Here is a 19,409-nt window from a genome sequence, read left to right as displayed (position 1 = left end):
CCAGAGGGTTAACATTAGTCGGCGTACATTGTAGCATCGGCGCATATCATTACCGAGTCCCCTGTATGTCTGAGTCGAAACGACTGTTTTTCGCCATTGAGCTGCCCGTGCCGATCCAACGGCAAATTGTTCGCTGGCGCGCCGAACACTTCCCGCCCGAAGCGGGCCGCCCGGTTGCTGCGGCAAACCTCCACCTGACGCTGGCTTTTCTGGGCGACGTCAGCGGCGAGAAACAGCGCGCCCTGGCGGCGATGGCCAGTCGGATTTCCCAGCCGGGATTTACGCTGACCCTTGACGATGCGGGGCAGTGGCTCCGCTCCCGCGTCGTCTGGCTGGGCACGCGCCAGCCGCCGCGCGGATTATTACAGCTTGCGAATATGCTGCGCGCCCAGGCGGCACGCAGCGGCTGTTACCAGAGCCCGCAGCCGTTTCATCCTCACATTACGCTGCTGCGCGATGCCGGTCAGGCCGTTGCTATCCCGCCACCGGGCTTTCACTGGGCCTTTCCGGTGACCTCTTTCGCGCTGTACGAATCTGTTTTTTCACAAGGACGCACCCGCTATACGCCGCTCCAGCGCTGGACGCTGGGCGATACCCTAAGGAATTCTGATGAAGTTTAGTCCTGCACTGCAACACGCCACGCTTATTCAACGCTACAAGCGTTTTCTCGCTGATGTCGTCACCCCTGAAGGGGAGCCGTTAACGCTGCACTGCCCCAACACCGGGGCAATGACGGGATGTGCGACACCGGGTGACACGGTCTGGTATTCGACTTCAGAAAATACTAAACGCAAATATCCTCACACCTGGGAAATGACGCAAACCCAACAAGGGGCTTTTATTTGCGTTAACACCCTGCGCGCGAATCAATTAGTTAAGGAGGCTCTGACTAACGGAACCCTTCCCGAACTGGTGGGTTATGGCACCCATAAATCTGAAGTGAAATATGGCGATGAAGGCAGCAGAATTGACTTTATGTTACAGGCGGAAGACCGTCCCGAGTGCTATATTGAAGTCAAATCAGTCACGTTAGCGGATCAGGAAAATGGCTATTTCCCGGATGCAGTCACGCTACGGGGACAAAAGCATCTGCGGGAGCTGATGAGTGTTGCGGCGGCGGGCAAACGCGCCGTACTGCTGTTTGCGGTTTTGCACTCAGCCATTGAACGGTTTTCTCCAGCCCGCCATATTGATCTCAAATACGCGCAATTGTTGAATGAGGCACAAAAGCAGGGGGTAGAGGTTTTGGCTTATAAAGCGGAACTTTCTGCCGATAATATGACTCTGAGATCCTCTCTTCCCATTGTCTTATAAGGGAATAGACGATTGATGAATAAGTGTTCTGGCCGCGTGCGCAAATACGCTTTTCCTCACAGGCTTGTCAAGTGTTACGTTTAGATAATTGCCATACGGAAAAGCATCTGCTATTTATAGCGACCTGATTTTTCCCCCAACACGGGGATCGATAGTGCGTGTTAAGGAGAAGCAACATGCAAGAAGGGCAAAACCGTAAAACATCGTCCCTGAGTATTCTCGCCATCGCTGGGGTGGAGCCGTATCAAGAGAAACCGGGCGAAGAGTATATGAATGAAGCCCAGCTGTCGCACTTCAAGCGTATTCTTGAAGCATGGCGTAATCAACTCAGGGATGAAGTCGATCGCACCGTTAGTCATATGCAGGATGAAGCGGCTAACTTCCCGGATCCGGTAGACCGTGCCGCTCAGGAAGAAGAGTTCAGCCTTGAACTGCGTAACCGTGACCGCGAGCGCAAACTGATCAAAAAGATCGAAAAAACGCTGAAGAAGGTCGAGGACGAAGATTTTGGCTACTGCGAATCCTGTGGTGTTGAAATTGGCATTCGTCGCCTGGAAGCGCGTCCGACCGCCGATCTGTGCATCGACTGTAAAACGCTGGCAGAAATCCGCGAAAAACAGATGGCGGGTTAATCCCGGTCCTGTTTACCCACTCCAAAGGCGGGAGTCTCTCCCGCCTTATTACTGTTGATATGTCTGAATCTCACTATATCGGGCGCTTCGCGCCATCCCCCTCCGGTGAATTACATTTCGGCTCGTTAATTGCCGCTCTCGGCAGCTACCTGCAGGCTCACGCACGCCTGGGTAAATGGCTCGTCCGCATTGAAGATATTGATCCTCCACGTGAAGTTCCCGGTGCAGCAGACACCATTCTGCGTCAGCTGGAACATTACGGTCTTCACTGGGACGGCGAAGTTGTCTGGCAATCAACACGTCACGACGCCTACCGGGAACGTCTGGCCTGGCTCGCTGAGCAAGGGCTCTCATATAACTGCACCTGTACCCGCGCGCGCATACAGAGCGTGGGGGGCGTCTATGACGGCCACTGCCGCACGCTCAACCACGGCCCGGAAAACGCCGCCGTTCGTCTGATCCAGTGTGCTCCAGTGCTCCACTTTAACGACCTGCTCTCTGGCGACATTCATGCGGATGAACGGCTGGCGCGAGAGGATTTTATTATCCACCGCCGTGACGGGCTGTTTGCCTATAACCTGGCGGTGGTGGTGGATGACCACTTTCAGGGCGTCACCGAAATTGTGCGCGGAGCCGATCTGGTTGAACCTACGGTGCGGCAAATAGCGTTGTATCACCAGTTTGGCTGGACGGCACCGGATTACATTCATCTGCCGCTGGCCGTCAACGAGCGGGGCGATAAGCTGTCGAAGCAAAACCACGCCCCCGCCCTGCCAGATGGCGATCCGCGCCCCGTTTTGATCGACGCGTTACGATTTCTCAACCAGAATGTAACCAACGAATGGCAGGATCTTTCCATTGACGAATTGCTGAAACAGGCTGTTGCCACCTGGTCGCTCACGAGCGTGCCAAAAATCCAGCATTCTCAAATGCGTTGCGCTGAGCTATGATTAGCCGCTTTTTTCATAACAAAACACACTACGAGGTGTACCATTTTTACCCGAGTCGCTAATTTTTGCCGTAAAGTGCTGAGCCGCGAAGAGAGCATGGCGAATGACGCTATTGCGCAACCACAGATGTCGGTTATCCCGCGTGAGCAGCACAATATTTCCCGCAAAGATATCAGTGAAAATGCCCTCAAGGTGCTCTATCGTCTGAATAAAGCGGGCTACGAGGCCTATCTCGTTGGCGGTGGAGTACGTGATTTACTGCTGGGCAAAAAACCCAAAGATTTCGACGTGACGACCAGCGCCACGCCCGAACAGGTGCGTAAATTATTCCGCAATTGCCGTCTCGTTGGCCGCCGTTTCCGTCTGGCACACGTCATGTTTGGGCCGGAAATTATTGAGGTGGCGACGTTCCGTGGTCACCACGAAGCGGGCGCATCCGATCGCACAACTTCCCAGCGTGGCCAGAACGGTATGCTGCTGCGCGACAACATCTTCGGTTCGATCGAAGAAGATGCCCAGCGTCGCGATTTCACCATCAACAGCCTTTACTACAGCGTGGCGGATTTCACCGTGCGTGATTACGTCGGCGGCATGCAGGATCTGAAAGAGGGCCTGATTCGCCTGATCGGCACGCCGGAAACCCGGTATCGCGAAGATCCAGTGCGTATGCTGCGCGCCGTGCGTTTCGCCGCCAAGCTGGATATGCGCATCAGCCCGGAGACGGCAGAGCCGATCCCGCGTCTGGCGACGCTTATCAATGACGTACCGCCAGCCCGCCTGTTCGAAGAAGCGCTCAAACTGCTGCAAGCCGGTCACGGATTTGCCACCTATAACCTGCTGCGCGAATACAACCTTTTCCAGCCGTTATTCCCGTCCATTACCCGCTACTTCACCGAAAATGGTGACAGCCCAATGGAACGCATGATTGCGCAGGTGCTGAAGAATACCGACACCCGTATCCGCAACGATATGCGTGTGAACCCGGCGTTCCTGTTTGCGGCGATGTTCTGGTATCCGCTGCTGGAAACGGCTCAGCGTATTACCCAGGAAAGCGGCCTCGCCTATTATGACGCTTTCGCCCTGGCGGCAAACGACGTGCTGGACGAAGGCTGCCGTACGCTGGCCATTCCGAAACGTATTACCACGCTGGTGCGTGATATCTGGCAGCTTCAGCTGCGTATGTCCCGTCGTCAGGGCAAACGCGCCTGGAAGCTGATGGAGCATCCTAAGTTCCGCGCGGCCTTTGATCTGCTCTCTCTGCGTGCTGAAATTGAACGCAACCAGGAGTTGCAGCGTCTGGCGCGGTGGTGGGCCGAGTTCCAGGTCTCCGCACCGCCGGAGCAGAAAGACATGCTCACTGGCCTTGATGAAGAGCCGGCGCCGCGTCGTCGTCACCGTCGTCCGCGCAAGCGCGCACCGCGTCGCGAAGGCACGGCATGACCCTCGCGTATATCGCTATCGGCAGCAATCTGGCCTCTCCTCTGGAGCAGGTTAATGCTGCCGTTCAGGCGCTGGGTGAGATCCCCCAGAGCCGCATTGTGGCGATCTCCTCGTTTTACCGTACACCGCCGCTCGGCCCGCAGGATCAGCCTGATTACCTGAATGCCGCCGTGGTGCTGGACACCGCGCTGGATGCCGAAACGTTGCTGGATAACACCCAGCGCATTGAGCTGCAACAGGGTCGCGTGCGTAAAGCAGAGCGCTGGGGGCCACGTACCCTTGACCTCGACATCATGCTGTTTGGCAACGAGGTGATTAACACTTCACGCCTGACGGTGCCGCATTACGACATGAAAAATCGCGGATTTATGCTCTGGCCGCTGTTTGAAGTCGCCCCCGATCTCACCTTCCCGGACGGCATCCCGCTCAGGGAGATCCTGGACAACCTCCACGCAGAAAAACCCGCTCGCTGGTAAGCCTGTGCCCCCGCGCATTAGCCACAAAATAATTATGGCTAATAGACGACCTAAAATCATTGTTCCCTCGAATGTTACTGTTAGAATGCGCAAAGATTCGCTTTGGGTTATCAGGAAACAGTATGAAACCAACCACCATCTCCTTACTGCAGAAATGCAAACAGGAAAAGAGACGCTTCGCCACCATCACCGCATATGACTACAGCTTCGCCAAACTGTTTGCCGAAGAGGGGATCAACGTCATGCTGGTCGGGGACTCGTTAGGGATGACGGTACAAGGACATGACTCTACCCTGCCGGTCACGGTCGAGGATATTGCTTACCACACCCGAGCCGTGCGCCGTGGTGCACCTGCCTGTCTTCTGCTTTCCGATCTGCCGTTTATGGCCTACGCCACGCCAGAGCAGGCTTTCGACAATGCGGCGGCCGTGATGCGCGCCGGTGCTAATATGGTCAAAATCGAAGGTGGCGCCTGGCTGGTGGAGACGGTAAGAATGCTCACCGAACGCGCCGTGCCGGTGTGCGGACATCTGGGCCTTACGCCACAGTCCGTCAATATCTTTGGCGGTTACAAGGTGCAGGGCCGCGGTGATGCCGCGCAGACGCTGTTTGACGATGCCCTCGCGCTGGAAGCAGCAGGCGCACAGCTGCTGGTGCTGGAATGTGTACCGGTTGAGCTGGCAAAACGCATCACCGACGCGCTGTCTATTCCGGTCATCGGGATTGGGGCTGGCAACGTGACCGACGGTCAGATTCTGGTGATGCACGACGCCTTTGGCATCACCGGCGGCCATATCCCGAAATTCGCCAAAAATTTCCTTACTGAAGCGGGCGACATGCGCGCCGCGGTCAGGCAGTATATTGCCGACGTCGAATCCGGTGTTTACCCGGGTGAAGAACACAGTTTCCATTAAGGAGTCTCGTTGTGCTAATCATTGAAACCCTGCCGCTGCTTCGCCAGCATATTCGCCGTGCACGACAGGAAGGTAAACGTATCGCACTGGTCCCGACCATGGGTAACCTGCATGACGGCCATATGAAACTGGTCGACGAAGCGAAAGCCCGTGCAGATATCGTGGTGGTCAGTATCTTCGTTAATCCGATGCAGTTTGACCGCGCGGACGACCTGGCGCGCTATCCTCGTACGCTGCAGGAAGATTGCGAGAAACTGAAAAAGCGCCATGCGGACTTCGTCTTTGCGCCGGCACCTGCAGATGTCTACCCTCAGGGTACGGAAGAGTCCACGTACGTTGATGTCCCGGGCATTTCGACCATGCTCGAAGGGGCCAGCCGTCCAGGCCACTTCCGCGGCGTATCCACTATCGTCAGCAAGCTGTTCAACCTGGTGCAGCCGGACGTTGCCTGCTTTGGTGAGAAAGATTTCCAGCAGCTGACTCTGATCCGTAAGATGGTTGCCGACATGGGTTATGATATCGAGATCGTGGGCGTGCCGATTGTACGTGCCAAAGACGGTCTGGCGCTCAGCTCCCGTAACGGCTATCTGACCGCTGACCAGCGTAAGATTGCCCCAGGATTAAGCAAAGTCATGAATAGCATGGCAGAGCAACTGTCGGCGAAAGAGTTGACCGCTGAAGAGATCGTGGCCCTGGCTGAACAAGCGCTGAACGATAAAGGCTTCCGCGCTGACGATATTCAAATCCGTGATGCTGACACGCTGCTTGAGTTAACCGACGCCAGCAAGCGCGCGGTTATTCTGGTGGCTGCATGGCTCGGCCAGGCGCGCCTTATCGACAACAAAGTGGTTGAACTGGCATAACCTTCTTACCCTCCCCTCTTACAGGAGGGGTTAACGCATGATTAAAGGTACACGTAATGATTCGCAAAATGCTGCAAGGTAAGCTTCACCGTGTGAAAGTCACGCAGGCCGACCTGCACTATGAAGGCTCCTGCGCGATCGATCAGGATTTTCTCGACGCGGCGGGTATTCTTGAAAACGAAGCGATTGATATCTGGAACGTGAACAACGGCAAACGCTTCTCCACCTACGCGATTGCCGCAGAGCGCGGGTCTAAGATCATCTCCGTTAACGGTGCCGCCGCGCACTGTGCAGACGTAGGGGATATTGTGATCATCGCGAGCTTCGTCATGATGTCCGACGAAGAGGCGCGCCGCTGGCAGCCTAAAGTCGCCTATTTTGAAGGCGACAACGAGATGAAACGCACTGCGAAGGCGATTCCGGTGCAGGTTGCCTGATGCCGCCAGGAGCGGAGCCTTCAGGTTCCGCTCCTCAAAGGTAAAGAAAACATCTTTTTTTTGTATACATAGCCTCTCCTCTATTTATTTCCCCTATTTTCTCCTCTCTCAGCGTTTCTCTTGGTTTAAAAAAAACATTATTCTGAATGATATAATTAAAGGAATGATCTTTGTCATTTATAATCTAAACAATCCAATATAATTTGGCTGCAATAAAAATCGTCTCTCTCCGTTCATTCAAAACAAATTTAAAGATCATTTTCAATAACTTATCAAACTTTCAATTTTTCTAATAATGGCTTTTAGCAATTTTAAATACCCAACCCATTCATAGATCCCTATCATCATTTTGCTTAAATTAAATCTGTACAATGTTTTTAAATGGAATTTAAATTATGTTAAAAAAAACGTTATTAGCTTCAGCTGTAACTTTGTTTGCAATGGGTTCTTTTTCAGCAATAGCAGACACCGATATCGGTTTAATCACCTTTGACGGTGCGGTAACAGACACAACGTGTAATATTTCCACCGCCAATGGCGAATCACAAAATAATATTACTATTACCTTACCGGTTGTTAAAAAATCTGATGTTGAATCAACCACCGTCGATACCGGTGTCGGCTCTAAGAATTTTGAACTGCTGCTCACCAACTGCCCAGGAACATTAAAGACTGCTTCAGCAAGCTTTATGTCAAAAAATATGGGTGCCATTGCAAACGGTACTATTGAACCTGACGCCAACGTAGCAGGCTCAGCAACCAACGTTGCACTTGCCTTGTATAATAATGCCCCTACCGAATCTTCTCGTATTATGGTCGGCCAGCCTGCTAATAATACGCAGAAAGCCAATCTCACCGCCGGTTCCGGCAAGCTGTTCTACCGCGTTGCATACGTTCCGGGCTCCAACTGGGTGAAAGACACGAACCCAGTGCAGTCAGGTAAAGTCAGCGCCAACGCGTACTTCACCATGAGCTACGAATAATTTTATCCCTCCCGTTAATGTGCCCTGTTGGGCACATTTTTGCGTATTTATTGAGAGTTTACATGTACGTACTGAATATTAAGAGCGGATTAAAAGCCCTGCTGCTGGCCTCGATGAGCGTTTTTGCTCTCAACGCCAATGCAGATATTGTGATTTCCGGCACCCGTGTCATTTATCCTGAATCGGCAAAAGACGTAACGGTGTCAATGGATAACCGTGGCACCCGGCCTCTGCTGGTACAGACCTGGCTCGATGATGGAAGAGATACCACTAACCCTCAGGAGCTGAAACTGCCTTTTATTGTGACGCCGCCTGTTTCGCGTGTTGAACCGCAAAAAGGGCAAACCGTCAGAATCACCTGGCTGGGTCAGGCATTGCCAAAAGATAAAGAGTCGCTGTTCTGGTTTAACGTTCTGGAAGTTCCGCCGAAGGCTAAGGAGAGCGATAACCAAAGTATGCTTCAGCTTGCTTTCCGCACCCGTATTAAACTCTTTTTCCGTCCCACTGGGTTAAAAGGGGAACCGACAGACGCGGCCAAAAATCTTAAGTGGTCCCAAACCCGACAAGGGCAAAAAATCGTTTTAAGTGCGAAAAATGACTCGCCTTATTATGTGTCGCTGGCAAGTGCGGCGCTTATTTCAGGCGGTAAAAGTTACGAGATCGAAACGCATTATATTGAACCGTTCTCAAGCCAGACGATGAATGTGAAAAATTACACTTCATCCGGAAATAGCAAAATAACCTGGCAAGCCATTAATGATTTCGGTGGAATTGATAAGTATGAGTCTATACCGCATTGATTCCCTGTCAGCTTCAGAACATTCACAAAAACTATAATTAGCGTTGCCCTGGGACAGAGTTCATCATGCACTTTAGACGTTCGCTACTATGTTTATCGATAAGTGCGGTATTGCCGTTATGTGCATTTGCTGCTGAAAATAATAACGAAGAAGACGTGCAATTTAACGAGCAGTTTCTTTATAACACTGGCGCATCCATTGATATCAGTCGTTTTTCAAAAGGCAACCCTGTTATTGCCGGAACCTATAAGGTGAAGATGATCGTAAACGGGAAACCTTCCGTTACCACGGATCTTCTGTTTAAGGAGAATGGCACACCGCGCGCCACTCCCTGCATCACTCCGAAACGACTCACGCAGGCAAATGTCACCACCGAGCAACTGAAACACCCTGAGGAGGATTCAGCTGACACCTGTGTCTCTATGCCAGACGCCTATCCCGGCTCGCGTGTGGCTTACGATCCCTCCACACAGGAGTTAGACCTTTCCATTCCTCAGGCTTTCGTCATTCAGCGTCCAGCGGGATTTGTCGATCCTTCACTGTGGGAAGACGGGATCCCGGTGGCCATGCTCTCATGGGATCTTAACGGCTGGCACGCAGACATGCCGGATTCCAGCACTGATACGGCCTATGCTGGTCTGCGCTATGGGGCAAACCTGGGGCCATGGCGACTCCGGGCGCGAGGCAACCTGAACTGGGATCAGGATTCCGGTACTCATTACGCCAGCCAGGATATCTATCTTCAGCGTGATATCACGCCGCTGAAAGCGCAGTTTATCGCCGGCGATTCCTATACCCGTGGCGACGCCTTCGATTCCATTAGCCTGCGCGGGGCGCGTTTATATAACGATGACCGTATGCTTCCGAATGGTATATCGACCTATGCGCCGGTGATCCGAGGGGTTGCAAACAGCAACGCCAAAGTCACGATCGCCCAAAGCGGCAATACGATTTACGAAACCTCCGTCCCCCCAGGACCGTTTGAAATCACCGATCTCAGTACAACAGGTTACGGTAGCGATCTCATCGTCACGGTAGAAGAGACGGATGGGAGCAAACGTTCCTTCTCAGTCGCCTATTCTTCCGTCGCACAAATGCTTCGTCCTGGCTACTCCCGATGGGATGTTGGCGTGGGTGAACTGCGTGACGACAGCCTGCGTGACAAACCAAAGGTGGGATATGCAACGGGCTACTATGGCTTAACCAATACCTTCACGGGGTATGCGGGCCTGGAATATACCGATAGCGATTTCTACGCCACATTGTTGGGTATTGCCATGAATACCGGAGCTGGCGCATTCGCTCTTGATGTCACGCATTCGGATGCCCGGATAGACGGCTTACGACATCTCACGGGCGAAAGTTATCGCATCTCCTACAGCAAACTCATGGAAGCCACGAATACCTCTTTCAACGTCGCCGCCTACCGGTTTTCGACGTCTGACTATCTCAGCCTGAACGATGCGGCATCGTTGACCAATGAGATCAAATACCGTGACAGGGAGCGTAACCCGGAACGTAACAATAGCGACGTGTATCAGACCTTCCAGCGCATGAAAAACCAGATCCAGGTGAATATCAGCCAACCGCTGAATATTGCCGATCTTGATTTGGGATCGCTGTATGTCAACTCAACCTGGCAGGACTACTGGAATGAAAGCAGTTCATCGGCGCAATACTCGGTTGGCCACAGTCATTCGTTAAGCTGGGGAAGTTATAGCCTCACCGTGCAGCGCACCTACAATGAGTTTGGGGAAAAAGATGACAGCGTCTATCTGAACCTCACGATTCCATTCGACACGCTGATGGGTAACAGCAAGCGAGCGGGTGGATTCTCCTCACTCACGACGGGCATCGGCAGCGATTTAAAAGGCGGCAGTAGCTTTAACGCCAGCGCCAATGGCAACACCGAAGATAACCGTTTCAGTTACAGCATTACCGAAAGCACCACGCGTTACGACGATACGTTAAATCAGTTAAGCGGGTACGGCAGTTACAACGGCCCGCATGGACCGCTAAGCCTTTCCGTCTCCGCCTCAGATGACGGTACACGACAATATTCTGCCAGCTATAGCGGCGGAATGGTTCTGCACTCGGGTGGCGTAACACTTGCTCCAGGCAGCATCAGCGAAAGCGATACGCTTGCCTTAATTAAAGCTGAGGGGGCAGAAGGCGCCCGCATCTCTATCGGAAACGGTGAAATCGGCGCCTCAGGCTATGCCCTTATGCCCTATCTGTCCGCCTACCGTGAAAACAGCGTTGGTCTTGATATCAGCGAAATGCACTCTGACGTGGAAGTGAAAAATACCCGCTCCACCACCATCCCCCGTAGCGGTGCCGTTGTGCTGGTTAACTTTGAAACCGATCAGGGGCGCTCAGTGTTAATGGAACTGATGCGTGACGATGGCGGGTTTATCCCGTTAGGCGCCGATGTGCAAACCGACCAAGGCGTATCCGTGGGTAGCGTGGGTCAGGCCGGGCAAGCCTGGATCCGCGGAATTGAAGATAAAGGGACGTTAAACATCGTCTGGGGAAATGAGCCCGGCACATCCTGTACCGTCTCCTACCACATTCCACCGGATGCGAAAAAGATTGGACCGACAACGCTGCTGACGGGCCAGACCTGCCGCGTCACAGCCTTATAAAGGGAGTTAAAACATGCTTTTTAGAGCCTGGAAAAAAACAGGGTTAGTTATTTTAAGCACGGGGCTAATGGCGCTGTCGCTGGAAACACACGCCGATAATCTCGATATTACCTTTACCGCAAATATCCGTGACACCACCTGCGATATGAAAATCGAAGGCGGCAGCGGTGATGGCACCAGCAACGTTATCCCCATTGGGACTAACGGCAAGGTGCGCCTGGATTACATCATCCTGAAAAATGCCAAAGCCACGACCAACTTTAAACTCAAAATGGTCTCATGCCCGCCGAGTCTGGCATCGCTGAAAACCACCATCAGCGGTAGCGCCAGCCCGCTGACGACGGCAATTAAGAACTCACTCTCCGGCGACGGCAGTGCGGAAAATATTGGCGTGGCGATTTCCCGTACCGCCACCCCGAATACCCCCTTTGTCATTAATTCATCCACCGATACACAGCGCCTCGTCTGGTCGAGCGGAGAGATAAGTGCTGGCGAGGTACCACTTCTGGCAACGCTGGTGGAAACCGCAAACGGTCAGGGCACGACCGGCAATTTTAGCGGTATCGCTACGTTTAATTTCACCTATGAATAACTGGCAGCAATGCGGAGCGTTGATATGAAAATGAAAATGACATTACTGGTGCTTGCAATAACTGCCACCCTGCCTTCCGTTGCGTTAAGTGCGATTACGGGGACGACGAGCGTGCAGGCAACGTTTACATCCACCATTGAGGCCGGGACCTGTAACGCGGAGATTCAAAACGCCAGCGGAGCCCCCATTGACATTTTGCCGTTTGGCGATGTGTTTAAGTCTGACCTGGTGAGCCAGAGCCGACGAGAAACCTTCAAAATCGCCTTCACGAACTGTGCCGGGGTAAAAAACGCCGCCATTCAGGCCATGCCGGGTGCAGGCGGGTCGTGTACCGGTAACGCATATGCAGCCGGGCATAACGTCGGTTTTGAAATCTGGAAAGGCTCTGTCGACTCAGGCTCCATATTGAACTGCGCCACTGTCCCGACGTCTGTCATCAACCTGTCTAACGGGACGGGGAATTTTGAAATGGATGCGCGCATCGTCATTGCAAATGGTAAAACGATTTCGGACGTGACGACAGGTTCGGTCAATGCGCCCGTGACGTTTACCGTGACCTATCAATAATGTTTATTCAGACAGGTAGCTTAAACAGGATGTTCCAGTCCCGCTTAATCTTAAGAAATGCGATGTCATGGCTGGCCCTCTGCATGGGGTTTCCCGCAGCGGGTTTTGCCTCCAGCCTGGAAATGGATATGACGGCAAATATTATCAACAATACGTGCCAGGTCAGTATTCCAGAAAGTGGAAACGTAACGCTGCCAACGGTGGGAAAAACGTGGTTTTATACCGCGGAGGGCACCGATCGACTTCAACCAGCAGACCCCGCGGGAGGAACACGCTTTATGGTTCAGGTTGTGGACTGCAGCGGGGATGAATCGGGATCCGGACAAGCGCTGCACTTTACCTTTAAACCGCAGTCTGCCCAAATTGATGGGATTTCAAAACAGATATTCAGTAATGAAACATCCGCCCTTGCTGGCGGCGCTGAAAACGTGGGGATTGTTATTTTTTCTGAATCCAATAATCAAAACGTCCTCGACAGCGAGGGGCAGTCTGATGTGGAGGTCAAAATAGCGACCCCATCAGACCAACAAAGCTATTTGAAAGCGTATAACTTTTACGCCCGCTACCAAAATTACGGCCCGGTCAGCGCAGGAAAAGTGACCGCGCGCGCATTAGTCAGCGTGACATATCGCTAACAGGCAACGCTAAAAAGGAACAATTATGGCACAGCGTCCTGGGATAACCGTGTCCCCACGTTTTAACGGTTTTATCATTTTATTTATGTTTTTAACCATGAACGCTTTTTACGCCCATGCAGATATTGAGTGTAAATTTCGATTTGGCGACACGCAGTCCATCGGCGACTATAATGGCGCAAAGCCGACCCTGCAAATCGTGGATAATGTCGCTGTTCCTACAAAAATCAGCTCGCTATATCGCCTGAATCTGAGCCCCGGATTAAGTAGTAAATGCACGATAGGAAAACATGGCGAAAACATTTTCACCCTGGCAGACGCCAGTCTGTTAGTCGGCAGTATTGATGGTAAAGCTTTATTCAAAACCAATGTAACCGGAATAGCCTATGCTCTGGCTTTTGGCACAGTAGACAATACCGCCACGGCCTATTTCGCTCCCAGTACGAGCTGGTTTCTTGCATTACACATGAATGACCAGGATGAGCTGCTGGATAATCGCGCCTGGCGGGCCATGGTCGAATTTTACCAACTTCCCACGTTTGCCGGTATTCCTGCTAACGTAGTATCTATTGGCCCGGTTGGTGGAACAATTGGAAAAATTACCATTGGAGACCCGGTGGGATCCGATCCAGACGATCATCCCAAACCGACCATTACCATAGCCAATATGGCCTTCATTACACCAATAGAAAAACCCACCTGCACGCTCACGGCTCCCAAAACCGTAGACCTGGGGGATTATGGTGTATCCGATATCGAGAACGATAAAACCATAAACGCCGATTTTGGGGTGACTGGGAATTGCACCAACACCCGTAAAGTCACCGTGAAGTTGACCACCAGTAAAACAACCGGGACTGATGGCTCATTACTCGCCAACACCGCATCGTCGAACGCGGCAAAAGGCGTGGGCGTGTTACTGAAGTGGCCGAACAACAGGCAGATAGTGCCTAATTCAACTAGCAGCTTTACCGCACAAGAGAACACTACCCTTGCCCTATTCAGCTTGTTACTTACGGCCCGGTTAGTTAAGTCTGGTACAGAAAAAGTCACCTCTGGCACGTTCAGCGCCATCGGCACCCTGCAGTTCACCTACGAGTAGCTTACCCCTGCGGCTGGTTGCTGATCAGCCGCGACATGGTCTCCAGCGAATCCGTTCTTAAGATGTACAGCCGTTTCAGTAAGAACGGATTATCCCCCGGCTTGACCTTCCCTTTTACCGTTGTCACTGCGAGGTGAAAACCGGCGTCATTCGCGGTTTTTATGGCTTTATTGTCATAGCCACCAAACGGATAAGAGAGATACAGCACGCGCGGGTTAAACTGCGCCAGCGCCCGGCGCGAGCGTTCGAAATCAAACAAAATCACGTGGTAGCTGCGGCTCAGTAGAATCGGATGCTTGTTACCATCCACGCGGTGCAGGAAGTGCGTGTGGGACTGAATGTCAAACACGTCCTGGATGCCCTTCAACTCCTGAACGCTCATAAATTGAAGTGATTTCGGATCCCACTTTTGCGGATGTCGCTTAATGCGGGATGAGATGATAAACGCCGTGGCGTTAAACCCGTACTCTTTCAGAATCGGGTAAGCATAGCGGCTTACGGATTTCAGTCCGTCATCAAACGTGATCACTACCGATTTGGCCGGCAGGTTCAGTTTGTTACGCACATACCCTTCCAGCTGATACATCGTCAGGGTGGTATACCCCTGGTCACGCAGCCAGGCCATCTGGTTATTGAACGCGCGCACGCTGGTGGTGGTAGAGGTATGCCGGAAGCGCGTGTTCTCTTCATCACGCAGAATATGATGGTAGGTCAGCACCGGGAGGCCATTATCTTCCTGCGCGTCCAGGCTGCTGATCCATGCCAGTCGGTTGCCGATACGGATCTGGTACCACGTCTGGTTTAAGCGGTCTTTGAGTTTGCTTAAAACCGGATACCGAAGATTGGCGCTCAGCGTACCGAATGGCGCACTGCCGCTGGACGGCGCGTTGTAGACCGGTGTGTCTTTCCAGGTGATCAGGTTTTGATTACTGAGCGGCTTATTAAGATCGCCAAGGCTGTCCTCAACGCGCTGCTTTCCCTGCACCTGCTCCAGATGGCCTTTATCGATAAATCCAGTCCCGAAGCCGAAGCGAAACTCGTAATAATCCGCAGCGGTAGGCACAACGGCAAGGATCTGTCCGGCCCTGACATGGCCGACGTTAACGACCTCGTTTCCCACCTGCGCCCAGATAGCCGCATCTTCAGTGGTTTGCATGTACTGGGCTGGAAGACCTTGCTGACTTAATAAACTGGCTGATGCCCCGCCAGAGAGAACCAGCAGGCACAGGAACAAAATACGCGTGAACATGTATGTGATATCGGTACGAATAAACTGGTGCCATTGTAACAAATGCACCATCAATACCAATGTTTAATTCTTATACAGGTCGTGAAGAAGAACGAAGGGGGGATTTTTCTGCTGCTGATGCCACAAGCTGCTGACGCCCGGCTCACCCTGCGCCACGATGGCATCGCGAAACTCTGCACTGCTTAATAATTCACGCCGTGGATACATTAACTCAAGCAGGGTAAGATCAATACCGGAGATCACTTCGCAGCAGTCGTGTTTGTGGCTCAACAGAGCAGCCGCGCGATACGGCGCAGCGCCAGATTTATCGGTGAGAAAGATAACGCCTTCGCCAGTGTCGGTTTCATGCAGGGCATCGCACATCATCCGACTTAGCATGTTGGTGCTCAGCCCTTGCCAGTAATTCACCGCACGACACTGCGCCAGTGGACCAAACCTGGCTTCAAGCTTTATTAACATCTCCTGCGCCTGTTCATCGTGGCAGGTAATGACCCATCCCAGCATAACTCTCTCCTTAGCAGGCGAGTAGTTTAGCGAAGTGAAGATTAGCTTACGGTGATAACAGTCAAAGAAAAGGCCCGGCAACCAGAAAGTCACCGGGCGGAAGGTTAGCTGCGCAGTCCGCGTCCGCGCTGGATTAAGTACCAGCACAGCAGGTAGAAGGCGACGATAAATACCACCAGCACCGCAACGGTAGTGAACAGCGGTACGTCAGTAATGCCGAGGAAGCCGAAGCGGAAACCACTGATCATGTAGACAATCGGGTTCAGGTGTGACAACGCCTGCCAGAACGGCGGCAGCAGCGTCAGGGAATAAAACACCCCACCCAGATAGGTCAGCGGCGTCAGCACAAAGGTCGGGATCAGGCTGATATCGTCAAACGTTTTGGCAAACACCGCGTTCAGCAGACCGGCAAGCGAAAACAGGATCGCCGTCAACAGCAGCGTCAGCCCCACGAACAGCCAGGAGTGCACCTGGAACGGCACGAAGAACAAGGAGATAGCCGTCACCAGGATCCCGACGCACAGGCCGCGCGCCACACCACCGCCAACGTAACCCGCGATGATTACATGCGTTGGCACCGGTGCCACCGGCAGCTCCTCAATGTTGCGCTGGAACTTAGCGCTAAAGAAAGACGAAGCCACGTTGGCATAGGCGTTGGTGATCACCGCCATCATGATCAAACCCGGAACGATAAACTGCATATAGGTAAAGCCATGCATCTCACCAATGCGGGAACCAATCAGATTACCGAAGATGATGAAATAGAGCGTCATGGTGATCACCGGCGGCACCAGGGTTTGTACCCAGATGCGCATAAAGCGGTTAATCTCTTTCGCCCAGATGCTTTTCAGCGCGACCCAATAAAGATGCGTCATGCCTTGTCTCCTTGTTTATCCTGCACCAGAGAGACAAACAGCTCTTCCAGTCGGTTCGCTTTGTTACGCATACTTAAAACCTGAATGCCCTGAGCACTCAGCTGGGAGAAGACGCTGTTAATGCCCTGCTCCCGCAATACTTCCACCTCCAGCGTGGAGGTGTCGACCAGGCGATACTGGTACCCTTCAAGCTTCGGCAGCGCGCTTTTTGCCGCCAGATCCAGAATGAACGTTTCTGATTTGAGCTTCGAGAGCAGATCCTTCATTGAGGTATTTTCCACCAGCTCGCCGTTCTGAATGATGCCGATGTTGCGGCACAGCATTTCCGCTTCTTCAAGGTAGTGCGTCGTCAAAATAATGGTGGTGCCTTTGTCGTTGAGATCTTTCAGGAACCCCCACATTGAGCGACGAAGCTCAATATCTACCCCAGCGGTGGGCTCGTCGAGGATCAACAGTTTTGGCTCATGCATCAGCGCACGGGCAATCATCAGACGCCGCTTCATGCCGCCAGACAACATACGCGCACGTTCGTTACGTTTTTCCCATAGATCAAGCTGCTTCAGATACTTTTCGCTGCGAGCTAACGCTTCTTTTCGCTCAACGCCGTAGTAGCCCGCCTGGTTAACGACGATCTGCTGCACCGTCTCAAACGGGTTGAAGTTGAACTCCTGCGGTACCAGACCGAGCTGACGTTTGGCGTTGACCACATCTTTTTGCAGATCGTAGCCAAACACGCAGACCCGGCCAGAGGTCTTATTGACCAGCGAGCTGATAATGCCGATGGTCGTCGATTTCCCCGCGCCGTTCGGCCCCAGAAGCGCATAGAAATCCCCCGCTTCTACTTTGAGATCTATCCCGCGTAGCGCCTGAACGCCGCCCGGATAGGTTTTTTTAAGCTGCTCAAGCTCCAGTGCAATCGCCATGAATTAAACTTACCTTAGGTTCTGACACACGTTGTGTGGTTTCATTAAAAGTCGGGTTACCCTATAGTAGCGCAACGCAATCACTTGGTTACAGGTCGCTAACCTCCATGAACAACATAGATACACTCATCAGCAACAATGCACTATGGTCAAAAATGCTGGTGGAGGAAGACCCCGGTTTTTTTGGAAAGCTCGCGCAAGCGCAGAATCCACGCTTTCTCTGGATTGGATGTTCCGACAGCCGTGTTCCGGCTGAGCGACTGACGGGCCTTGAGCCCGGCGAACTGTTTGTTCACCGTAACGTTGCCAACCTGGTGATTCATACCGATCTCAACTGCCTGTCTGTCGTTCAGTACGCCGTAGACGTCCTGGAGGTCGAGCACATCATTATTTGCGGTCACTACGGCTGCGGCGGCGTGCAGGCCGCTGTGGAAAACCCGGAACTGGGGCTCATCGATAACTGGCTGCTGCACATCCGCGATATCTGGTTCAAACATAGCTCACTGCTGGGTGAAATGCCGCAGGAGCGCCGGATGGACACGCTGTGTGAACTGAACGTGATGGAGCAGGTGTATAACCTGGGTCATTCAACGATCATGCAGTCAGCGTGGAAGCGCGGGCAGAAGGTCTCTATCCACGGCTGGGCGTACGGCATTCACGACGGCCTGCTGCGCAATCTGGAAGTGACCGCCACCAACCGCGAAACGCTGGAGCAGCGTTACCGTTCGGGCATTGCCAACCTCAAGCTTAAGCATGTGAACCATAAATAAAGCGGGGATTTTCTCCCTCTCCCTGTGGGAGAGGGCTGGGGTGAGGGCACCAGGCCGCACTACTCGTCCAGAAGCACAACCTTCCCAACATAAGGCAGATGGCGGTAACGCTGCGCGTAGTCAATACCGTAACCGACGACGAACTCGTCCGGAATAGAGAAACCAACAAACTCCACCGGTACCTGCACTTCACGGCGGTCTGGTTTATCCAGCAGAGTACAGATGGCCAGGGATTTCGGCTCACGCAGGCTCAGGATCTCGCGCACTTTAGAAAGCGTGTTACCGGAGTCGATGATGTCTTCGACGATCAACACATCTTTGCCACGAATATCTTCATCCAGATCTTTCAGGATTTTCACATCACGGGTTGTGGACATGCCGCTGCCATAGCTGGAGGCGGTCATAAAATCGACCTCATGTGACACCTGCACTTCACGGCACAGGTCTGCCATGAACATGAAAGAGCCACGCAACAGACCGACCAACACCATTTCGCTGCCGCTGTCCTTGTAATGTTCGGTGATTTGACGACCCAGTTCGGCGATACGCGCTTTGATCTCGGCTTCCGGGATCATCACTTCAACAGTATGTTTCATATTACTAACCATATGATTTTAATGAAAATCTCTCAATGCGGATGAATGTTATTCCGGCATCGATACGCAAGCCAGCCATTATATCAGTAAATGGCTAAGCCTGGCGTATGAGTTATAAAAAGCAAATATTGTGATTCCGATC

The 19,409-nt window shown here is 52.6% G+C and carries 22 protein-coding genes; 17 read left to right on the top strand and 5 right to left on the bottom strand.

The genetic code is table 11. The features are described from left to right. The first annotated feature begins 65 nt into the window (after window positions 1–65). The 16 genes from thpR (at window position 66) to ACQG19_RS03925 (ending at window position 14,350) form a co-directional block, all read left to right on the top strand. Window positions 66–620, top strand: a complete 555-nt coding sequence (thpR, locus tag ACQG19_RS04000) for an RNA 2',3'-cyclic phosphodiesterase (protein ID WP_040022753.1) — start codon at window positions 66–68, stop codon at window positions 618–620. Continuing rightward, complete coding sequence (sfsA, locus tag ACQG19_RS03995; RefSeq protein ID WP_013095633.1) at window positions 610–1,314, top strand: DNA/RNA nuclease SfsA; 705 nt, start codon at window positions 610–612, stop codon at window positions 1,312–1,314. The genes thpR and sfsA overlap by 11 nt, the downstream gene beginning before the upstream one ends. A 176-nt stretch (window positions 1,315–1,490) precedes the next feature. Next, window positions 1,491–1,946: an RNA polymerase-binding protein DksA gene (gene dksA / locus ACQG19_RS03990; protein WP_013095632.1), complete on the top strand. Its 456-nt coding sequence runs from the start codon at window positions 1,491–1,493 to the stop codon at window positions 1,944–1,946. Window positions 1,947–2,005: 59 nt separating this feature from the next. Next, the gene (gene gluQRS / locus ACQG19_RS03985) at window positions 2,006–2,896 is read left to right on the top strand and encodes a tRNA glutamyl-Q(34) synthetase GluQRS (protein WP_040022751.1); all 891 of its coding nucleotides are present in this window, start codon (window positions 2,006–2,008) and stop codon (window positions 2,894–2,896) included. A 42-nt stretch (window positions 2,897–2,938) separates the two neighbouring features. Further along, complete coding sequence (pcnB, locus tag ACQG19_RS03980; RefSeq protein WP_246932890.1) at window positions 2,939–4,336, top strand: polynucleotide adenylyltransferase PcnB; 1,398 nt, start codon at window positions 2,939–2,941, stop codon at window positions 4,334–4,336. Next, on the top strand, window positions 4,333–4,812 hold the full coding sequence (gene folK / locus ACQG19_RS03975) for a 2-amino-4-hydroxy-6-hydroxymethyldihydropteridine diphosphokinase (protein WP_047352019.1): 480 nt from the start codon (window positions 4,333–4,335) through the stop codon (window positions 4,810–4,812). Before pcnB ends, folK begins: the two co-directional genes overlap by 4 nt. A 122-nt stretch (window positions 4,813–4,934) precedes the next feature. Then, the gene (gene panB / locus ACQG19_RS03970) at window positions 4,935–5,726 is read left to right on the top strand and encodes a 3-methyl-2-oxobutanoate hydroxymethyltransferase (protein ID WP_038418704.1); all 792 of its coding nucleotides are present in this window, start codon (window positions 4,935–4,937) and stop codon (window positions 5,724–5,726) included. Between the two features lie 11 nt (window positions 5,727–5,737). Beyond that, on the top strand, window positions 5,738–6,589 hold the full coding sequence (gene panC, locus ACQG19_RS03965; protein ID WP_246932884.1) for a pantoate--beta-alanine ligase: 852 nt from the start codon (window positions 5,738–5,740) through the stop codon (window positions 6,587–6,589). Window positions 6,590–6,645: 56 nt separating this feature from the next. After that, window positions 6,646–7,026, top strand: a complete 381-nt coding sequence (gene panD, locus ACQG19_RS03960) for an aspartate 1-decarboxylase (protein WP_003856284.1) — start codon at window positions 6,646–6,648, stop codon at window positions 7,024–7,026. A 395-nt stretch (window positions 7,027–7,421) separates the two neighbouring features. Next, entirely contained in the window at window positions 7,422–8,009 is a 588-nt protein-coding gene (locus ACQG19_RS03955; RefSeq protein WP_013095626.1) for a fimbrial protein, read from the top strand. Window positions 8,010–8,071: 62 nt separating this feature from the next. Beyond that, window positions 8,072–8,809 (top strand): fimbrial chaperone, encoded by a 738-nt coding sequence (locus tag ACQG19_RS03950; RefSeq protein ID WP_148790721.1) that lies wholly within the window; start codon window positions 8,072–8,074, stop codon window positions 8,807–8,809. A 65-nt stretch (window positions 8,810–8,874) separates the two neighbouring features. Beyond that, window positions 8,875–11,454: an outer membrane usher protein gene (locus ACQG19_RS03945; protein WP_222169226.1), complete on the top strand. Its 2,580-nt coding sequence runs from the start codon at window positions 8,875–8,877 to the stop codon at window positions 11,452–11,454. 13 nt (window positions 11,455–11,467) lie between these two features. Next, complete coding sequence (locus ACQG19_RS03940; protein WP_047023393.1) at window positions 11,468–12,046, top strand: fimbrial protein; 579 nt, start codon at window positions 11,468–11,470, stop codon at window positions 12,044–12,046. A 24-nt stretch (window positions 12,047–12,070) separates the two neighbouring features. Next, the gene (locus ACQG19_RS03935) at window positions 12,071–12,613 is read left to right on the top strand and encodes a fimbrial protein (RefSeq protein WP_052123593.1); all 543 of its coding nucleotides are present in this window, start codon (window positions 12,071–12,073) and stop codon (window positions 12,611–12,613) included. A gap of 29 nt (window positions 12,614–12,642) precedes the next feature. Further along, window positions 12,643–13,248, top strand: a complete 606-nt coding sequence (locus tag ACQG19_RS03930; RefSeq protein WP_222169227.1) for a fimbrial-like protein — start codon at window positions 12,643–12,645, stop codon at window positions 13,246–13,248. 25 nt (window positions 13,249–13,273) lie between these two features. Next, entirely contained in the window at window positions 13,274–14,350 is a 1,077-nt protein-coding gene (locus ACQG19_RS03925; protein ID WP_246932886.1) for a fimbrial protein StkG, read from the top strand. A 1-nt stretch (window position 14,351) separates the two neighbouring features. Here the strand turns inward: ACQG19_RS03925 and ACQG19_RS03920 are convergent, their stop codons facing one another. From ACQG19_RS03920 to ACQG19_RS03905, 4 genes are all read right to left on the bottom strand, one after another. Next, window positions 14,352–15,599: a polysaccharide deacetylase family protein gene (locus tag ACQG19_RS03920; protein WP_426725819.1), complete on the bottom strand. Its 1,248-nt coding sequence runs from the start codon at window positions 15,597–15,599 to the stop codon at window positions 14,352–14,354. A gap of 63 nt (window positions 15,600–15,662) precedes the next feature. Continuing rightward, complete coding sequence (locus tag ACQG19_RS03915) at window positions 15,663–16,103, bottom strand: PTS sugar transporter subunit IIA (protein WP_246932888.1); 441 nt, start codon at window positions 16,101–16,103, stop codon at window positions 15,663–15,665. Window positions 16,104–16,207: 104 nt separating this feature from the next. Beyond that, a complete protein-coding gene (locus ACQG19_RS03910) occupies window positions 16,208–16,978 on the bottom strand; it encodes an ABC transporter permease (protein WP_426725818.1) in 771 nt (256 codons plus the stop codon). Continuing rightward, window positions 16,975–17,901 (bottom strand): ABC transporter ATP-binding protein, encoded by a 927-nt coding sequence (locus tag ACQG19_RS03905; RefSeq protein ID WP_013095616.1) that lies wholly within the window; start codon window positions 17,899–17,901, stop codon window positions 16,975–16,977. Before ACQG19_RS03905 ends, ACQG19_RS03910 begins: the two co-directional genes overlap by 4 nt. 107 nt (window positions 17,902–18,008) lie before the next feature. Here ACQG19_RS03905 and can point away from each other — a divergent pair, with 107 nt between their 5' ends. Beyond that, a complete protein-coding gene (can, locus tag ACQG19_RS03900; RefSeq protein ID WP_013095615.1) occupies window positions 18,009–18,671 on the top strand; it encodes a carbonate dehydratase in 663 nt (220 codons plus the stop codon). Between the two features lie 59 nt (window positions 18,672–18,730). Here can and hpt read toward each other — a convergent pair whose 3' ends face one another. Continuing rightward, the gene (gene hpt, locus ACQG19_RS03895) at window positions 18,731–19,267 is read right to left on the bottom strand and encodes a hypoxanthine phosphoribosyltransferase (RefSeq protein ID WP_013095614.1); all 537 of its coding nucleotides are present in this window, start codon (window positions 19,265–19,267) and stop codon (window positions 18,731–18,733) included. Between the last annotated feature and the right edge of the window lie 142 nt (window positions 19,268–19,409).

Origin of the sequence: Enterobacter cloacae complex sp. 277I4 (genome assembly GCF_050031465.1) — a bacterium.
GTDB lineage: Bacteria > Pseudomonadota > Gammaproteobacteria > Enterobacterales > Enterobacteriaceae > Enterobacter > Enterobacter cloacae.
This window is presented reverse-complemented; position numbering and strand designations above follow the sequence as displayed.

Coding starts and splice junctions, on each gene's coding strand:
- thpR (WP_040022753.1), top strand. CDS start 66: ATGTCTGAGTCGAAACGACTGTTTTTCGCCATTGAGCTGCCCGTGCCG.
- sfsA (WP_013095633.1), top strand. CDS start 610: ATGAAGTTTAGTCCTGCACTGCAACACGCCACGCTTATTCAACGCTAC.
- dksA (WP_013095632.1), top strand. CDS start 1,491: ATGCAAGAAGGGCAAAACCGTAAAACATCGTCCCTGAGTATTCTCGCC.
- gluQRS (WP_040022751.1), top strand. CDS start 2,006: ATGTCTGAATCTCACTATATCGGGCGCTTCGCGCCATCCCCCTCCGGT.
- folK (WP_047352019.1), top strand. CDS start 4,333: ATGACCCTCGCGTATATCGCTATCGGCAGCAATCTGGCCTCTCCTCTG.
- panB (WP_038418704.1), top strand. CDS start 4,935: ATGAAACCAACCACCATCTCCTTACTGCAGAAATGCAAACAGGAAAAG.
- panD (WP_003856284.1), top strand. CDS start 6,646: ATGATTCGCAAAATGCTGCAAGGTAAGCTTCACCGTGTGAAAGTCACG.
- ACQG19_RS03955 (WP_013095626.1), top strand. CDS start 7,422: ATGTTAAAAAAAACGTTATTAGCTTCAGCTGTAACTTTGTTTGCAATG.
- ACQG19_RS03950 (WP_148790721.1), top strand. CDS start 8,072: ATGTACGTACTGAATATTAAGAGCGGATTAAAAGCCCTGCTGCTGGCC.
- ACQG19_RS03945 (WP_222169226.1), top strand. CDS start 8,875: ATGCACTTTAGACGTTCGCTACTATGTTTATCGATAAGTGCGGTATTG.
- ACQG19_RS03940 (WP_047023393.1), top strand. CDS start 11,468: ATGCTTTTTAGAGCCTGGAAAAAAACAGGGTTAGTTATTTTAAGCACG.
- ACQG19_RS03935 (WP_052123593.1), top strand. CDS start 12,071: ATGAAAATGAAAATGACATTACTGGTGCTTGCAATAACTGCCACCCTG.
- ACQG19_RS03930 (WP_222169227.1), top strand. CDS start 12,643: ATGTTCCAGTCCCGCTTAATCTTAAGAAATGCGATGTCATGGCTGGCC.
- ACQG19_RS03925 (WP_246932886.1), top strand. CDS start 13,274: ATGGCACAGCGTCCTGGGATAACCGTGTCCCCACGTTTTAACGGTTTT.
- ACQG19_RS03920 (WP_426725819.1), bottom strand. CDS start 15,599: ATGTTCACGCGTATTTTGTTCCTGTGCCTGCTGGTTCTCTCTGGCGGG.
- ACQG19_RS03915 (WP_246932888.1), bottom strand. CDS start 16,103: ATGCTGGGATGGGTCATTACCTGCCACGATGAACAGGCGCAGGAGATG.
- ACQG19_RS03910 (WP_426725818.1), bottom strand. CDS start 16,978: ATGACGCATCTTTATTGGGTCGCGCTGAAAAGCATCTGGGCGAAAGAG.
- ACQG19_RS03905 (WP_013095616.1), bottom strand. CDS start 17,901: ATGGCGATTGCACTGGAGCTTGAGCAGCTTAAAAAAACCTATCCGGGC.
- can (WP_013095615.1), top strand. CDS start 18,009: ATGAACAACATAGATACACTCATCAGCAACAATGCACTATGGTCAAAA.
- hpt (WP_013095614.1), bottom strand. CDS start 19,267: ATGAAACATACTGTTGAAGTGATGATCCCGGAAGCCGAGATCAAAGCG.